Consider the following 16,721-nt stretch of genomic DNA (forward strand, 5'->3'; position numbering starts at 1 on the left):
TGAGCTGATCTGGCGTGGCATCCGACTATCGCGAACCGACGTATGGGAACTGGCGCAAGCCGGTCTCTCCGGGGATCGGCCGGCTGGGCCTGGCCGGCACCCTGATCCTCATGGTGGGGCTGATCATCATCACCCTGGTCGCGATGGCGTCGGTGAAGGCCAGCCTGGTCGCCGTCGTCGTCCTGGGGGTGGTCATGCTGCCGCTGGTCATCCAGGACCAGCACGGGCGGACCGCGCTCCAGTCGCTCACGGCCCGGTTCAACTGGTGGTCGGGCCGTTCCCAGGGTTGGCATCTCTACCGTTCGGGACCGCTGAGCGTCATCCCGCACGGCTCGTGCCGGCTTCCGGGGCTGCTCGCCCAGTCCCGGCTGGTGGAGGGTCACGACTCCTACGGGCGCCCGTTCGCCCTGATCATCGTCCCGGCCGCGAAGCACTACACCGTGGTGTTCGACTGCAACGCCGAGGGGGCGGGGCTGGTCGACCAGAGCCAGGTCGACACGTGGGTCTCCCACTGGGGGCATTGGCTGGCGTCGCTGAGCTACGAGCCGGGCCTGGTCGCTGCGAGCGTGACCATCGAGACCGCCCCTGACAGCGGAACACGCCTCCGGGAGGAGATCCACGGCAACATCGATCCCCATGCTCCGGAGTTGGCCCGGGCGGCCCTGGAGGAGATCGTCTGGAACTACCCGGTGGGCAGCGCCCGGGTCGCCACCCGTATCGCGGTCACCTACGCGGCCCTGCCGCAGATCGGGGGCAGGCGCCGAGACCAGGAGGCCATGGTCCGGGAGATCGGGATGCGCATCCCCGGGTTGATCTCCGGGCTCGCGATGACCGGCGCCGGATCCGCTCGTCCGATGACCGCGGATCAACTCGCCCGCGCCGTGCGGATCGCCTACGACCCGGACGCGCAGTCGAGCATGGAGGCCGCCGGGGACACGAAGATGCGTTGGGAGGACGTCGGGCCGGTCGCGTCGCAGGAATCATGGGATCACTACGTCCACGACAGTGGCCATTCGATCACCTGGGGCATGTCGGAGGCGCCTCGCGGCGAGGTGCTGTCCAACGTGATGAGCGGGTTGGTGGCGCCGCATCACGACATCGCGCGCAAGCGCGTCACCTTCCTCTACCGGCCGCATGATCCGGCCTCCGCCAGCCGGATCGTGGAACGGGACCGCAGGGACTCGCGCTTCCGTCTCGACGGTAGCGCCAGCGCCGCCCGGAACGAGATCGACGTCATCAAGAGCGACCAGTCGGCCCTCGAAGAGGCCAGAGGGGCGGGGGTGACCCGGTTCACCATTCTCGTCACCGCCACCGTCCCTTCGGCAGCGGACCTGCCGATCGCGGCGGCGGCCGTCGACACGCTCTCGGCTCCCGCGCGTCTGCGGTTGCGGCGGATGTACGGTGCGCAGGCGTCGGCGTTCGCGGCGGGCCTGCCACTGGGCATCGTTCTTCCCAGCCATATTCAGGTCCCTTCGCTGGTGAGGGAATCACTGTGAACGACTCTCTGGGATCGATCCTCGGCGGCACGGCCGGAGAGCCGCCCGCCGCAGAGGACGGCCGGAAGGGCAAGAAGGGCAAGGACAAGAAGAAGACCGGCAAGCCCGAGCTCAAACCTGGATCCAGGGGATTCAGCCGCCGGGGCGGGGGCCGGGCCTCCCACGTCGAGGCGCCTCCGGAGTGGCGCGGGACCACGGTCCAGGTGTGCGGGCTGTGGCCGTTCGGAGCCGGGTCGGGAACTCCGATGGTCGGTGTGCCACTCGGCCGGGAGCTGACCACCGGCGCCGCGCTGTGCTGTGATCCGATCTCGTGGTTCCAGCGCGCCAACCTGATCCACAATCCGTCCGCCCTGGTGCTGGGCAAGCCGGGGCTGGGCAAGTCGACCCTGATCCGCCGGATGGTGGTGGGACTGGTCGGGCAAGGGGTGTTCCCCATGGTGCTCGGCGATCTCAAGCCCGACTACGTCGATCTGGTCCGGGCCATGGGCGGGCAGATCATCAAGCTCGGCCGCGGGTTGGGCACGTTGAACGTGCTCGACCCCGGTTCGACGTCCGCCGCGGCGGCCAGACTCCCGGAGGAGGCGCGGCGGAAGTTGATCGCCGATGCCCACGGCCGTCGGCTGAACATGGTCGCCGCGCTGCTCACGCTTCTGCGCGGGGGACCCATCGTGGACACCGAGCGCACCGTCCTCAACGCGGCCCTGCGGGTGCTGGACGAGCGTCACCCCGGCGTGCCCATCCTGCCCGATCTCATCAAGGTGATCGCCGAGGGGCCGGAACGGCTCCGCGCCGTGACCCTGGCGCGCGGCGACGAGGCGCGGTACCGGGCGGCCGTCGACCCCTTGCACGCCTCGCTGCTCGGGGTACTGGACGGGCCGATGGGCGAGACGTTCGCGGGTCACACCACCACCGGGATCGAGTTGGGCAACCCGGGAGGTGTCTGCATCGACATCAGCGGGATCGACGACTCCGACGCCGAACTCCAGGCCGCTGTCCTGCTGGCGTGCTGGTCGGACGGATTCGGCTCGATCGAGGTCGCGCACGCGCTGGCCGACGAGGGCTTGGAACCCCAGCGGCATTTCTTCGTCGTCCTGGACGAGTTGTGGCGGGTGCTACGGTCCGGGCGCGGCCTGGTGGACCGGGTCGACGCGCTCACCCGCCTCAACCGGCAGCGCGGCATCGGCCAGGTGATGATCACGCACACCATGGCCGACCTGCTGTCGCTGACGGACGAGGCCGACCGGCTCAAGGCCAAGGGCTTCGCCGAACGCGCGGGCATGGTGATCTGCGGCGGGTTGCCGCGGGCCGAGATGCCCATGGTGAACGAAGTGGTGCGCCTGTCGTCCATCGAGGAGCGCATGATCATCGACTGGTCGACGCCGTCCTCCTGGAATCCCGACCTGAAGGAGGACAGCGAACCTCCGGGACGCGGCAGGTTCCTGGTCAAGGTCGGCGGCCGTCCCGGCATTCCGTTCAAGGTGGAGCTGACCACCGTCGAGAGGAACGTGAACGACACCAACAAGCGCTGGACCAACTCGACCACGAGGCGCCCCGCCGGAAGCTGGTGACCAGCCTGGTCGTGATGCCGTCCGCCATGGCCCGCCCTGAGTCCCGAACGGGCCCCGACGGTGACGGCCGCGGACCGACACCGGTCCCGGCGGTGATCCCTCCCCGCGTGATCGAAAGTGAATGTTGCGGCCGGCCGCGATGCCCGGACGGTAGCTGATACGAGGAGTCAACCTGGGAAAGGGAAGGCGATGAACCGAGACCGGCAACGGGAGTCGCCTTCCGGGACCTTGGCCGCCGCGATCGAGAAAGCGTGTTTGGATACCCGTCTCTGTCCAGCGCATCGAGATCGAATTGCGGCGTTGAATCTTCGGCCGACTTCATGACATGGAGGTATCCACCGAAATGAGCCTGGTCACCGGCGGCCGATCGGGGAAGGAACTCGACGGGCCGAAGGAGGACCCCTATGGGTTCCTGGAGCGGTTGGCAGCGGAGTTGAACTCTCGACAGCTATTGCGGGCCCGAATGGAACGCACGACGGAAGGCGCATGGGTTCGGGTGGTCAACCCGAAGACCGGACTGTTCAGCGAGCGGGTGAAGTGCTACCCGGATCCTCTGTCCGGCAACGTGCCCTGCTTCTGGTGGGAGTGGGGCGCGAAGATCGGTCAGGTGGACGATGTGCGCGGTGCCGCCGCAGTGATCGCTCGCGTACTGGACCCGGAGCCGGAGGTGAGCCCGTGAGCTGGGACGGACCAGAGCCTTTCGTTGAGAAGGAGCCGGGCCGGAACTTGGGATCATTCAGCCCCGATGGATGCGTGCGGGCCCAAGCCCCGGACAGTAGTCATTGAGGCTGCCGCCAGCAGTCTCTTGTAAGGATCTCCCTGCTCCCTTGGCTGCCAATGGCGTCAGTTGAGGGAGCAGGTGCCCGTACTGGCCAGACCACCCACGTCAGACACGCTCTCGAATTGAAGAGGTGTTCAGATCGCACCCGCTACCGGTTCGACCAGCTTGGCCAGGGCCTTTTGCTGGATCTGCCGCACGCCCTCGCGGGAGAGGCCGAGTTGCTCGCCGATGACGCGGAGCGACTGCCCCGGCTCGCCGTTCAGCCCGAACCGGCGGGTGAGCACGTGGAGTTCGCGGGCATCGAGACTGGGCAACCCCTGGTTGACGAGGGCGCGGAGCTGCGACCGCAACTCTACCTTTTCCTCCAGGTTCTGGGCCGGATCGACCAGCCGCTCCTCAAGGGAGATCATCTCGTCGCCCTTGCCGCTGACCGAGGCATGGAGGCTGTCCAACCGGGGGGCGTCCAGGACGCGGCGGACCTGCGCCTCGGCGACGCCGGCCCGCCTGGCGATCTCGGCGTGGGCAGGCGGGGCGCCCTCGTCGGCCTCCTCCAGTAGCGATCGCTCCGCGGCGAGGATGGCCGGGCGCTTCTCGAAGTCGCCAAGGTTGAGGTTGGGATGCTCGGCGTCCCGGACGGCCCGCAGTACCTCACGCTGGATCGGCTTGAACGCCCAGCTCGCGAACAGGCCCTGCGCCGGGTCATAGGAGTAGATCGCCCACAGCAGCCCCACCTTGCCGGCGCTCTCGTAGTCCTCACTGTGTTCGGAGGACCGGGAGGTGAACGCGGCGACGTAACGGCGCACCAGACCGAAGTTCGCCGTCATTATCTCGTAGGTGAGGTCGTCGAGTTGGCGCTCGGCTTCGCGCAACGCGGCTTCCCGGACCGCGGCGGCTTCGCCGGTGCCGGACCTGTCGCGCAGGTCGGTGATCTTCAACTGGAGTGGCCTCCGGCGGGCGAACAGCTCCTCGTTGCGTGTCCGGAACCGGTCAGAAGCCCGGTAGCCCTCGCTGGCCGGCTGCATGGTTTCCATCGTCACTCCCTCATCTCCTGATCTACGCAGCCATCGGACGAAACGATCTCGGAGAAGGAGGTGGCCTCAAAAGGGTTGTTGACATGCTCGTTGAGGGCCGGGCACGCCGGAACGGCACCGGCGACCCTGGCACTACGGGGCGGCTGAGAGAGAGAACCACCAGGTGGAGACGGTTGTCGGCGACCGGCGGCCGTCATACGGGTGTGCGATGGGCCGCGTCACTGTTGATCCCATGTTGATCCCGACTGGAATCCGCGTTGAAGTGTCGGAAAGGCTCCCGCTGGGGCCCTGAAGCACGCGGTCGCCGAAGGAGAAGCGTCGGTGTCGACCTGACGGTGATGCCGTGCTCGCGGACGGCCGTCAGGCCGCCGTGGTCCGGCCGCTCCTCGCGATCGGCGACGGAACCAGGTCACGGAGCACGATTCCCCCGGCGCAGCAAACAGCTCTTGTCGCTTCAGGTGTAGTTGAAAGTGCAACTTACTGAGCTCGCGGCAGCCTGTGAGAGCCGAACCGGTCATACGCTTCGGCTGGCATTTAAATTGGCGGCGCGGTCCCCGTGTTCTCGCAATATTGAGGCGCTTTTGCCAAGTCCGCGACATCATGTCATTTCACCATCGCGGTGCGTGTCGTCCGTGTACGAACAGGCTGCTCTCTTGGCCGGTGACCTGGGCGGATGGCCGCGGTGATCTCGAACATCAAGAATGTCGGCACTTCGTGTATGTGTGGTGACCGTGTTGTCCCTGACTCCGCGACTCCGCGACGCCGCTTTTCCGCTGGCAGTATCGTCGGTGCTGCGGGGCAAGTGTCATCAGAGCGAGTCGACAGAGGAGCGGATTCCGTACACGCTCCGGTGGGTAGTGGATCGAACTCGGTGCAATTGCCGAGTTTGTCCGGACCACCGATATCACGCCAAGGTGCGTCCCTCTGCTCGAGCGTGGCGCCGCCCTCGGGAAGTGGCGTACCTTGCCCAAGGCCCGCTGTCCACCCAGCCCCTTAACCACTATCGTGCAGGCCACGATTAACATGAGTCAGCTCAGTGTTCAGGGAGCACGGTCCCTATTCCTGCCGCCGCACCGGCAGGTACGGAGCTGCCGGGGCCGGAAGCCCGAGGAGGGGAAGTTGGAAGTCGCCGAGGATCCAGATGACCGTGCCGCCTTCCTTTGTGGGGCTCGGGCCCGTCGTGCACTGATAGGCATCGACCGGCGTGCGGCGATGGGCCGGCCTGTCGCCGGCCACCCCGCCATCCCGGCCCATCGGCCCGTCCCGACGGGATGCCGGGGAATTGTCGGCTGATGCATCCCCTACTCGTACACACCCGGGTGGAGGTCCCTCCCCGCGGCGTCCAGGATCTGACCGTCGATGACGGCCTCGTCGCCGGCCGGGACTCCCTCGTCGCGGCGGGTCAGGCCCTCACCTGGCGGTCGCGGTTCACCAGCGGATCCCGCACCGCGATACCGCTGTCGGCCACGTGCGCCGTTGTCGTCGCGCGCGAGGAGCCGGCACGGGAGGACTGGCACGACAGACTCATCCGCGGGCTTGCCCACCGTCTGGCGGGTGAGCTCACCATCGCCACCTTCTGTGCCGGGGGACGGGACGTGTCCGCACCGGAGGAGGCCGCCGAGGACGCGGAGCTGCTCGCCTCCGCCATCGACGGGCTCGGGCGGCTGCTGGCCGATCTGGAGGACACGCAAACGCCCGAAGAGACCGCGGACCGGATCGTGGCCGACGCCGTCGGCACCCACCTGGCCCTTGTCGGAGCGGTCGCGGACCAACAGGTCACCGTGCGGCACGGGGCCGAGTTCACCGTGCACAGCGTGCGCTCCGTCTCAGCGGACATGACCCGGTCCGATCTCGAGGAGGCACGGTCTCGGATCGGGCTGCCCTGGCCGGCCCAGGCGGGCACGAGCGTCGGTGAGGAGCTCGGGCTGGCCCGCTGGTGCATCGCGATGCAGCTGCGCGGTCACCAGATGTGGTGCCGGCTGGAGGGCGACGACGCCCTCGTCACCGACTTATGGCTTCGTCATCTCTGACATGCCGCGGGACGAGGTATCCGTACCCGATCTGGGTGACGATCAGGCCGACGCCGAGCTTGCGGCGCAGCCGGGAGATGTGCTCGGCGAGCGTCCGGGTGACGCCTCGGCTGGTGCCCCAGACGTCCAGCATCAGCTCCTCCTTGGAGACCGCCCGCCCGCGGTTGGCGGCGAGGAACGCCAGGATGGAGTACTCCAGGGGGGCCAGCCGCACCACCTCCCCGTCCTTACGAACCTGCCGAGCCGCGAAATCGATCACGATGGGGGGGATCTCCAGCAGGTTGTCGTCCGCCGGGTCGTCGCGCTGGGCGGTGCCCATCCCGTAGCAGCGCCGCAGGACGGCCTCGATCCTGGCGAGCAGCACCTCCGGGTTGAACGGCTTGGCGATGTAGTCGTCTCCGCCGAGCCGCAGCCCGAGCGTCTGGTCATGCACTTCGGTGCGCACCGTCAGCAGGATCACCGGGGTGTCGTTCCCCTCCTGGCGCATCTCGAGGACCAGTGACAGGCCGTTGACGTCCGGCAGGTTGACGTCCAGCAGTGTGATGTCGACGTTGCCGCGCCGGAGGGCCTGACGGGCGAGTTCTCCAGTGGGGACCGCCTCGACCCGGTGGTGATGCCTACGCAGGAGGGTGGAGACCACCTTCAGCAGGCGGGGATCGTCGTCCACAACCAGTATCCGCGCCATACTTCATGCTATCCAGGTAGAAGGGGCGGTCAGGGGCAGTCAGGGGCAGAATAGGGAGGAAACAGCCAACGAATGCTGCTTTATGTACAGTCTCGTCCCCCGGCACCGTCGCGGCGCCTTCGTGCGGAGACATAAGTGGATCCGTGGCCCCGTTTCGGTGCGAGCACTCCGTAACCACGCTGATACCCTCACTCGCGACCATCTTGGAAGTCCGGACGGAGGCAACGGGTGCGGGTGCTCATCATTGAGAACTCCGGGGTCGCGCAGTTGCTCCGCACTATTCTGAAACGCGACGGTCACGAACCGGTTCTCGCCGGGAACGGCCATGAAGGCTGGCGCCTGCTCGTGGACCCGGCCCGCCCGCCGGACCTGCTGATCCTCGACCGCATGCTTCCCGACATGGACGGCGCCGAAGTCCTGGCCCGGCTTCGCCGGCACGCCCACACGGCCGAACTCCCGGTTCTCGTCCTGACCGCGGCCGCTCGCTCCTCACTGCATCTGGATGACGGTGTGCTGACCCGTGTCCTCGCCAAGCCCTTCGAACTCGTGGAACTACGCCGGGTGCTCGTCGAACTGGCATCAGGGTGACGCGCGCCTCCACGACGGCGCCCGCCTCACTCTGAAGAATCGGTCCGCGGCTCGTCGCCCTGGTCATGCCCGGTCGACGCGAGGGGAAGCCAGAGTTCGACCTTGAGCCCGCCCGACGGTGCGGTGCCCAGTTCGATCCGCCCGCGCATCGAGGTCATGAGAAAGTTGGCGATGTGCAGGCCGACCCCTGAGCCCGGAAGATCCTGCGTGGCGGCCGACCGGTAGTAGGGCATGAGTGCGGAACGGAGTTCCGCGGCGGGGATGCCCGGTCCTTCGTCGCAGATCGTGAGCACGCCGTGCCCCGACTCCTCCCGCGCCTCCACGGTGATCTTGCCCTCGGGGGCGTACTTCTCCGCGTTACCGAGGACGAGTACCAGGCACTGCCGCAGCCGGACGGGATCGCCGCGCACGACGACCTGCGACGGCGCACTGATCACCGTGCGCGCCGCCACGGAGGGCACGCTCTGCAGGGTCCGGCGCAGCAGTTTCGACATCTCGATGTCCCCCTCCACCGCGACAGGCCATGCGGAGGGGTCTCCGTCGATGACGAACACCAAGTCGGCGATGATGTGCTGCATCATCTCCACCGAGTCGAGGATCGCGCCGATCGACTCGGCGTCGTCCTGGTTCGTGACGGCCGTCTCGAGTAGCTGCGCATGCCCGCGGATCGTGGTGAGCGGGCCGTGCAACTCATGATGCACGGAGACCAGTAGCAGGTGCCGCATGTGGTCCAGTTGCCGCCTCGCCGACTTGTCCACGAACACGGCCGTGAGCAGCTCGCCCGACTCGGGGCCGGAAGCGGCCGAGCACGAGACCTCCACCCACAGAAGACGCCCGTCCCGGGTGGTCAGCCTTGGCGTTCCCGTCAGTCCATGGGCGAGTTCGATCGGGCGGCCGTCCTCGTAGGCCAGGGTGAAGAGGTCCTTGGTCTGACGGCCGATCGCCTCGTCCGCGGGGATGTTCGTCAGTGCGGCCATCGCGGAGTTCCACACCACGACGGACGTGCCGAGCACGAGGGTCGCGACATCCGAGTGATCGATGGCCGCGCTGAGCCGTGCCCGTTCGGCTTCGAGTTCGTGGGCCGCCCAGGCGTTGGCCCAGTAGGCGCCTAGCGCCCGGGCCGCCCCCCTGATCGCTCCGTCCAAGACACCGGAAAGGACCCGGAAGCTCAAATACAGGCCAGTGCTCCGCGTCCATCCCATCAGCAGGTAGCCAGCGACGTGGTCCCGCGGGGCTTCCAGCGGGAAATGCACGCCGACGCGCCATCCGGCAGGCAGAACGTCCTTGTTCACAAGGCACGGATGTGGGTGCGGCGCCTGCTGTTCGAACAAGGTCAGCTGTTCCGGCCGCTGACGGTATCGGGTCATGCCCTCGGCGGAGGCTTTGATCCATATCTCGCCTGCCGGAAGGGACGTGTGCAGCCAGAGCACACCGGATCTCGTGATCTTACGCAGATCCTCTGCAAATGGGGCTAGGTCCGCCGGCTCCGCATGCCCTTGGGGCATGACGTAAGGCAGTTGCAGCAGCCGCTCGGCCGTACTGGTTGCCGTCTCTCGGGTCCTCAGGACACGGGTCTCAGAATAGAATATTGCGGCTGGAATCAGGGCCAGGAACGCCCACACGACCTCCTCGGTCCGGACGGCCATGAGGACGAGAAGCGCGAATCCGACGGCGCAGGCCGCTTCCACCAGGTTTTCCGCGATCAGTGGAGCGTGCACGGACCGGCCCATGATCGCGACGATCAGCAGTGCGGCCACCACGAGAAGGACCACCTGCGTCGCACTCGGTGCCCGTCCGGGCAACCCGGCGGGCTGGACCGTCACAAGACCCGTGATGAACAGGGTGAGCAGGGTCGTGGCCGCGTCCAGCACGATTCTCCACCGCCTCGCGGGCAGCAGCACGGCCTCGCCGAACAGGACGGCCGCGGCGCCCACCGGCGCCAGGAGCCAGGACTGGACGAGGCAGTAACCCAGGGGCGCCATGAAGACCACCAGGGAGGTGACCACCGAGGGCGGCCGGGAGAACCAGACCGCGGTTCGGCCGGAGGTGAGTCGGGAGAGTCTCATCATGCCCTCATACGGAAAAACGCATCCTGCGGCCGGTTCGGCGCTTCCATTTCCTCAACACCGGAAAGGAGGCGGTCATCAGGTTCACAGACGACCCGTCGTCGCGCCTCTTCCCGAACAAAATTCTGCTCCTTCGTTCGCCGATCCATCAATGCGGGTGAAAAGGTGTGCACCTGGGAGCGTGTTGGAGTGGTGTCTGAGTTGAGCACGAGGCATCCAGAAACGTTGCTTGTCGTCTTCTCTGCAGAGGCTGAGGCGAGGTCGGACGAGACTTTCTTGATACGTCGTCACCGACGATCGTCCGCTCAATGTCCGCCGCTGCAACAAATCGGATTCACTTGCTTGCGGGCCGGCTCACTTGCCGGGACGGGGATGGCGGAACGCCGTGCGCCGCGTCGTCAGGCCGAGCTCGCGCCCCTTGGTGCGCGTAAAGCCCCCGACCTGGCCGCCCCGGCGGCGGAGCAGGCGTGCGGGGTCCTGCCGGAATATGGCGGCGTGTCCGGCTGAAAGGTGGAGAATGGCCCGCTGAAATCGGGGTGGCCGGGCGGACCGTGTGGACCCGGTCGGGCGAGGCCGTCAGGGCCGCCCGCACCAACGGACCCTGGTGATGGTGATGCGGACGACTCTGGTGCGGCGGCCCGGTCCGCCGGGTCGCTGCTGAACATGCCGCCGGGGGCGTCCATCATGTCCAGCATCACCGAGTACGACACTGGACGGCGCCGCTTCCAACACAGCCTCTTGCCCGGCACCTTCTGGATGTGCGTGCCGTGCGGCTGCCAGGCCAGGTTCGGCGGCAGCTTCTTGGTCGCCGAGACGAACCGGCGCTCGATCTTCAGCTTGTGGGTGTTCTCGGCGAGGAACTCGGTGGACGCGCGGTTGCAGCCGATGAGCCGGACGTCGTACTCGCCCTCCTCGGCGGCGATCCGCAGCGCCGCGAGGAACGTGGTCTTCCCGCAGGTCGGCGCGCCCCACAGTCCGATGCGGCGAGGCCGTTCGGGGGTGGGCGCGGACGCGGGAGCGAACCCGAAAGCCTCCCCGGCGGCGTCACCCGCCCCCTCGGGGCGTGGGCTGACGGACCGTGGTTCCTGCCGCGAGTTCGGAGCGGTCATGCTGCGCCTTTCACGGGGATGAACGGGGTCAGCCCGGCGCATGCGGCCACGAGCCGGGCGGCGATGGTGCGCAGGCTCAACTCGTGGTCCCGCAGGTGGAGCGCAGGCGCAGAGCCGTCCGGCGTCGCTGGCGTGAACGAGAGCGGCCTCTGGTGGCGATCTGGAGAATGAAGTCGGCTCCCGCCATGACCAGGCTGCCAGGCCGGTAGGCGGCCATGATCCAAGACAGGTCGCAGGACAGGTTCATGGCGTCCACCGGGCGCGAGGGCACCTGGCATCCGCCTTTGTTTCTGTCGAGGTGTCGTGCGACGACCTCCGCCGTACCCGCGTGAAGGTGGACGATATAGCTCGCGTGCTTGTCGCCGGTGTAGATGTACACCCCGTCCGGCACCGTCACTCGTCATCGTGTAAAGGTCCATTGAGGCGAGGCTGCTCGGGATCCCGGTGGTCCGCTCCGGCAGGGCGAGTCTACCTACGGTGCCGTCCGCCCGGATCGTGACCACGTCGCCGACGCGGGCGGAGGGGCGCCGCCGGCTCGTCCGTGGGCGTGTCGTAGTACGTGGTGAGATACACCGTCCCCTCGCCGTCCACGGCCGTCTCGACCAGCCGCGAGTTCTTGGCGGCCTTGTACGGCTTGCGGACCCGGTAGACGCGGGTAGTCGGTCCGAGCAACAGCAGGTTGGGTCTCGCCGAGCTCCATCTCCACCGCCTCCACGCCCGGGCCCGGCGTCACCACTGTTCGATCACCTCGAGCGGCTCGGCCACGATCGCCCCGGTTCGGGACCGCTCTCGGCAGGGGGAACCGGACGGTGACCGGGGCCGAGCGGGTCGGCGTCTGACGAGGGCGTTCCCGATCCCGGCGGACCTTACGGGCTCCGCATGTCTTGGCGGCGGCTTCCTCGTGAGGCGGCGCATCTGCTCCACCACCGCAAACAGGGCGTTCTCGTCGACCTGCCCTCGGCCCTGCTCGCGTAGTCGGTCGATCGCGGCCTTGTGTTCCCACGCGCTGCCCATCTCACCCCAGGTGGCCGTGCTATGGGGGGAACCTCATCCGAAGAACGCAATGTCTGGGCGGAACCCTCAACGAGTACGAGCATGCCGCTTGACCTGAACGGACGAGGTTCTCGGCAGGGACAGCGCCACAACGGACGGAAGTGACAGGACCAGACGCGGTGCGTCCACTCAAGGCTCCAGCAGGCGCTGGCCGACGTACTCGCCGGGGGCTGCGCCGCCGGGGACGGCGAATATCGCGCTGGCCTCGTGGCGGAGGAAGCGGGTGAGGCCGTCGGCGCCGTCGAGTTTGCGCTGGACCTGGATGAATCCGGCGGTCGGGTCCGCCTGCCAGGCGACGAACAGCAGGCCGGCGTCGGGGGCGCCGTCGGGGCGGAGACCGTCGTGGTAGGAGAAGCTGCGGCGCAGCATCGTCGCGCCGTTGTTCGATTGCGGGGCGGCGGCGCGGACGTGGGCGTCGCCGGGGATCGCGAGTGCTCCGTCCGGCCCGACGGCGGTGAGGTCGACCGGGGTCGTCTCGGTGCCTCCGGACAGGGGTGCGCCGTCGGCCTTGCGGCGGCCGATGACGCGTTCCTGCCTGTCGAGGGGCAGCTTCTCCCAGACGTCCAGCAGCATCCTGATGCGTCGCACGACCGCGTAGGACCCGCCGTTCATCCAGGCGTGCGGGCCCGTGCCGCCCGTGACGAAGACCGCGGTGTCGAAACCGGGGTCGGATGGGCGCGGGTTGCCGGTGCCGTCGACCTGGCCCATGAGGTTGCGGCCCGTCATCGGACGGCCGGTGGCGCCCCGGGCCCGGTTGAAGCCGCTCATCTGCCAGCGCATCCGTGCCGTGCCGGACGCTCCTCGGTGCAGGACGCGCAGCGCGTGCGCGGCGACCAGGGGGTCGTCGGCACCGATCTGCACCCACAGGTCGCCGTCGCTCCGTGCCGGGTCGAGGGCGTCCGCGGGGAAAGGCGGGACGGGCACCAGCGCGGCGGGCGTCCGGTCGCCGAGTCCGATCCTGGCGAAGAGGGAGCGGCCGAAGCCGAACGTCACCGTGAGGGAGGACGGTCCGGCGTCCAGCGCGATGTGGTCGTCCCTCGCGGGCGGTTGCCCGGCCGTCATCGCCGCGGCCGCGGCCGTCCAGCGGCGCATCAGGCCGGCGACGGCCCCGCGGCCTGTTCCCGGGCGCAGGTCGAAGGCGACCAGGTATCCGGACGCCTGGAGCGGGGTGGTGATCCCCGCCTGGTGGCGGCCGTGGAAGGGGACGGCGGTGGCGCCGACGGCGGTGAGCGGCGGTCCGTCGTCCCCCGCCAGGCGCTGCCCGGCGAACCCGGCCAGGCCACCGGCGGCGAGTCCGGCGACGCCGGTTCCGCCCGCCGCGCCGAGCAGCCGCCGGCGGGAGATGCCCCGCCATGCGTTCGATTCGTTCATCGTCGTTCTCCTTTGGGACGCGCCGCGTGCGCGGGGCGCGGTGCCCGGCGCACGCGGCGGGTTCGGGATCGGACGGGGTCAGTGCCTTCGATTGCCCGCCGGTTCGACCTGCGCCCGCACGGTGATGGGCGCGGAGGTGGCGAAACGCAGGACGAACGTGACCGTCTCACCGGACTTCGGCTTGCGCTTCAGCCCCATCAGCATCAGGTGATCGCCGCCGGTCTCGAGCACGAGCCTGCCGCCCGCGGGGACGGCCATGCCCTTGACCTCTTTCATCGCGCCGACCGACGTCGTGGTGTGCAGCGACACGTCCGTCGCGATGTCGCTCGTCGCCGAGACCAGCTCGTCGGCGGCCTTTCCGGTGTTGGCGACCGTGAGGTATCCGGCGGCCATGTCCGCCAGCGGCGGCTCCGGCACGTAGGCGCCCGACACCGCGAGGCGCGGCCGATCATCGGCCGACGTCCCGTCATCCGACGCGCAGGCGGACGTCCCGGCGGCGAGCAGGAGCGCCGTCAGGGCGGCGATCGTCCGTCTCATGCCGTCTCCCCCTTGACGATCTTCGGCAGGTCCGCGGTGTACCGCTGGGACGGCGTGCCCGAGGTGTAGATGAGGTGGGCCTTGCCATCGGCAGGGGAGAACGCCAGGACCTGCGCGCCATGGGTGGCGGTGATGTCGCCGTCGGCGCCCTCCACCGGCTTCTCCACCGCGACGCCGACGCTGCGCGCCGCCTTCTGAACGGCGTCGAAGTCGCCGGTCAGACCGGTGAAGCGCGCGTCGAATGCGGCGAGCCACTCGTTCAGCCGTTTGGACGTGTCGCGCTTCGGATCGGTCGTGACAAAGACCACCCGCAGCCGTTCCGCGTCGGCCTCCGGCAGTGTCTTCACCGCGTTGGCGATGTCGGCCATCGTCGTCGGGCACACGTCCGGGCAGTGGGTGTAGCCGAAGTACAGCAGGACTGGCCTTCCCGCGGTCCGCGCCACGAAGTCGAAGGGGCGGCCCTCGTCATCGGTGAGCGTCAGCGCGGGTTTGGGCAGCGGCAGGTCGAGCCGGATGGCGCCGTCGGAAGAGGAGGGGCTCGTGGCGGCGGCGGGGCGTTCGCCGGACGACGGCTGCCCACCGGCACAAGCGGCGGCGGTCAGACAGAGCGCCGCGACGGCGCCGAGCCGGACGGCGGTGCCGGTCACCCGGCGGGTGGAAAGCGCCGGTCGGCGGGTCGGCCGAACCGGGGCGCGCGAGAAGGCACGCAATGAAGCCTCCAAAGAGGTGACGCCGCGCGGCAAGGCACGACGGCGCATGGATGCATCCGGCCGGCACACGTCGGTGCGGCCGGGCGAGGTCACTCAGGGACGACCCGCGGCGAGACGTCGCCGCAGGTTGGAGCGCGCGTTGGGAAGGACCGGTACGGCCACGCCGTACCGGATCCGTCAGCTCACGCGGCCCACGGCTGGTGGGCCGCGCCGGATCACCGCGTGGTCCAGAAGGACGGTCTCGCTCTTCGGAGGATCGGTTCTCGAACGGTCGAACACGCGGAAGCGGGCATCGGCCGGCACGGCGCGGCCAGTCGGCGCGAACACGGCCGCGAGCAACGCGGCCAGCGGCGCCGTGACCACGCCCGCCGTCCGCATCGACACCCGCACCAGCCGCCACACCGTGCGCTCGCCACGATGCACGACCCACCCGAGAACGAAGGCACAGGCCAGGTGCGCGAAGAACATGGCCGGACCGGGCATCAGGCCCGCGAGAAGGGAGTGCCCGGCCGAGGCATGAGCGGACAGGGTCCCCTCGGGCGGAGCGGCCGACGCTTCGACAGAGGTCCCGCACTGCCCGAACGAGAACACCGCATGCAAGAACATCTGCCCGCAGAGCAGCATCGCGGTGATCGCCGGCCTCGAACGCTCCCGGCCGGCCGCCGGCACGGCCATGCCGAGCAGCAGAAGCCACCCGCCGGCCAGGGACCACCACGGCAGCCCGGCTCCGGACGTGGCGCCGTGCGCCAGCGCCGACAAAGCCACGCATACGGTCGAGAACACCGCCGCTCGCAGTGACCGCATTCCCGGGTCCGCGCGCCCCACGCCGGTCATCGCGTCCGTCATCGCGCGAGCCCGCGCGGACGCCGACCGGCATCGAGCACGAGATGGCGCATCCGATGATCCCTTGTCCGCAGCGGGACACCCGTCCTCACGACGTCTCCCGCCTTCACGACCCCTGTCTACTACAAACCGTAGTACACATACGTTCGCGGTCACGCCGCGCCCCGAAGCGGCCGAGGGCCACAGCCCCTTTGTGGAGTCGCCGAACACCTCCAGGAAGGCCGGGCGGCCACAGGATGGTTTACCGCCTTGCCCTGGTGGGAGCGGCTGCCTGCCTCGACGGCAGCCGCGTCACCGCGTTGCGGACGTTCGTCGGCGACCACCATCCCGCGTGAGGGCCGACGACTGCCGCCCCTCACGAATCGCTGCGGCAAGCGTCCGGCTGTTCCAGGCGGGCGGACGCCGCGGCGGGGAGGGTGGCATGGACGTGGGTGTCGATGGCCGCCTCGATGTGATCGGACCATGGGTTGCGAGGGCGAGTGCTCGGCCGGTCTTGAACCCACCGTGAGCCGCCGAGCCAACACGGGGACGAAGTGGGCATACCCGACTGGGGGCGAAGCGGGCACTTTCTTTGTTTGTCCTGGTCAGGGGGGCGGGTCGCGTGGGACTCGAACCCACAACCTACGGACTAAAAGTCCAGAAATGCCATGCCGGAGGGTGCTGCCTGGGGATAGACCGTGCCGTTCCGTCCATGTCGAGGCCGATTTGCGTGCCGGGCCGTGCCGGGCGGTGCCAGCCCGTATCGGGGCTGCCGAGCGAACAACGAGCGAACATGACCGCCGTGAGACGGAGGATGACCTCCCGGAAGCCGTGGAACACACACGTCTGGCTACTCACCGTAATCGAGGGTGCT

At 68.8% G+C, this 16,721-nt stretch carries 15 protein-coding genes; 5 read left to right on the forward strand and 10 right to left on the reverse strand.

The features are described from left to right. The first annotated feature begins 14 nt into the window (after nt 1-14). From OHA34_RS26345 to OHA34_RS26355, 3 genes are all read left to right on the forward strand, one after another. Nucleotides 15-1,496 carry an SCO6880 family protein gene (locus OHA34_RS26345; RefSeq protein ID WP_329519227.1) on the forward strand — a complete coding sequence of 494 codons (1,482 nt, stop codon included), beginning with the start codon at nt 15-17 and terminating at the stop codon, nt 1,494-1,496. Beyond that, the gene (locus OHA34_RS26350; RefSeq protein ID WP_285938908.1) at nt 1,493-3,064 is read left to right on the forward strand and encodes an ATP/GTP-binding protein; all 1,572 of its coding nucleotides are present in this window, start codon (nt 1,493-1,495) and stop codon (nt 3,062-3,064) included. Before OHA34_RS26345 ends, OHA34_RS26350 begins: the two co-directional genes overlap by 4 nt. Nucleotides 3,065-3,389: 325 nt before the next feature. Then, nucleotides 3,390-3,743, forward strand: coding sequence for a hypothetical protein (locus OHA34_RS26355; protein WP_285938907.1), 354 nt, complete (start codon nt 3,390-3,392; stop codon nt 3,741-3,743). A gap of 236 nt (nt 3,744-3,979) precedes the next feature. On the opposite strand, the gene OHA34_RS26360 is transcribed toward OHA34_RS26355, so the two are convergent. Then, nucleotides 3,980-4,876 carry a sigma-70 family RNA polymerase sigma factor gene (locus OHA34_RS26360; RefSeq protein WP_285938906.1) on the reverse strand — a complete coding sequence of 299 codons (897 nt, stop codon included), beginning with the start codon at nt 4,874-4,876 and terminating at the stop codon, nt 3,980-3,982. Nucleotides 4,877-6,168: 1,292 nt separating this feature from the next. Between OHA34_RS26360 and OHA34_RS26365 the strand changes: the two genes are divergently transcribed. Further along, nucleotides 6,169-6,906 carry a hypothetical protein gene (locus OHA34_RS26365; protein WP_285938905.1) on the forward strand — a complete coding sequence of 246 codons (738 nt, stop codon included), beginning with the start codon at nt 6,169-6,171 and terminating at the stop codon, nt 6,904-6,906. Here OHA34_RS26365 and OHA34_RS26370 read toward each other — a convergent pair. Then, complete coding sequence (locus OHA34_RS26370) at nt 6,878-7,573, reverse strand: response regulator transcription factor (protein WP_329519228.1); 696 nt, start codon at nt 7,571-7,573, stop codon at nt 6,878-6,880. The two genes, OHA34_RS26365 and OHA34_RS26370, sit on opposite strands and share 29 nt — an antisense overlap. 246 nt (nt 7,574-7,819) lie before the next feature. Here OHA34_RS26370 and OHA34_RS26375 point away from each other — a divergent pair, with 246 nt between their 5' ends. Beyond that, nucleotides 7,820-8,179: a response regulator gene (locus OHA34_RS26375; protein ID WP_285938903.1), complete on the forward strand. Its 360-nt coding sequence runs from the start codon at nt 7,820-7,822 to the stop codon at nt 8,177-8,179. 26 nt (nt 8,180-8,205) lie between these two features. On the opposite strand, the gene OHA34_RS26380 is transcribed toward OHA34_RS26375, so the two are convergent. The 8 genes from OHA34_RS26380 to OHA34_RS26415 all read right to left on the reverse strand — a co-directional run bounded on the left by OHA34_RS26380 (nt 8,206) and on the right by OHA34_RS26415 (nt 15,871). Next, nucleotides 8,206-10,245, reverse strand: coding sequence for a sensor histidine kinase (locus OHA34_RS26380; RefSeq protein ID WP_329519229.1), 2,040 nt, complete (start codon nt 10,243-10,245; stop codon nt 8,206-8,208). Between the two features lie 398 nt (nt 10,246-10,643). Continuing rightward, nucleotides 10,644-11,354, reverse strand: coding sequence for a hypothetical protein (locus tag OHA34_RS26385; protein ID WP_285938901.1), 711 nt, complete (start codon nt 11,352-11,354; stop codon nt 10,644-10,646). 76 nt (nt 11,355-11,430) lie between these two features. Beyond that, a complete protein-coding gene (locus OHA34_RS26390) occupies nt 11,431-11,751 on the reverse strand; it encodes a hypothetical protein (RefSeq protein ID WP_285938900.1) in 321 nt (106 codons plus the stop codon). A 71-nt stretch (nt 11,752-11,822) separates the two neighbouring features. Beyond that, complete coding sequence (locus tag OHA34_RS26395) at nt 11,823-12,026, reverse strand: hypothetical protein (RefSeq protein WP_285938899.1); 204 nt, start codon at nt 12,024-12,026, stop codon at nt 11,823-11,825. Between the two features lie 510 nt (nt 12,027-12,536). Beyond that, on the reverse strand, nt 12,537-13,778 hold the full coding sequence (efeB, locus tag OHA34_RS26400; RefSeq protein WP_329519230.1) for an iron uptake transporter deferrochelatase/peroxidase subunit: 1,242 nt from the start codon (nt 13,776-13,778) through the stop codon (nt 12,537-12,539). Nucleotides 13,779-13,856: 78 nt separating this feature from the next. Then, nucleotides 13,857-14,315 carry a copper chaperone PCu(A)C gene (locus OHA34_RS26405; RefSeq protein WP_285938897.1) on the reverse strand — a complete coding sequence of 153 codons (459 nt, stop codon included), beginning with the start codon at nt 14,313-14,315 and terminating at the stop codon, nt 13,857-13,859. After that, complete coding sequence (locus OHA34_RS26410; protein ID WP_329519231.1) at nt 14,312-15,118, reverse strand: SCO family protein; 807 nt, start codon at nt 15,116-15,118, stop codon at nt 14,312-14,314. The genes OHA34_RS26405 and OHA34_RS26410 overlap by 4 nt, the downstream gene beginning before the upstream one ends. An 84-nt stretch (nt 15,119-15,202) precedes the next feature. Next, entirely contained in the window at nt 15,203-15,871 is a 669-nt protein-coding gene (locus OHA34_RS26415; RefSeq protein WP_329519232.1) for a hypothetical protein, read from the reverse strand. Nucleotides 15,872-16,721: the final 850 nt, after the last annotated feature.

This window comes from Spirillospora sp. NBC_01491 (assembly GCF_036227065.1).
Classification (GTDB): Bacteria; Actinomycetota; Actinomycetes; order Streptosporangiales; family Streptosporangiaceae; genus Spirillospora; species Spirillospora xylanilytica.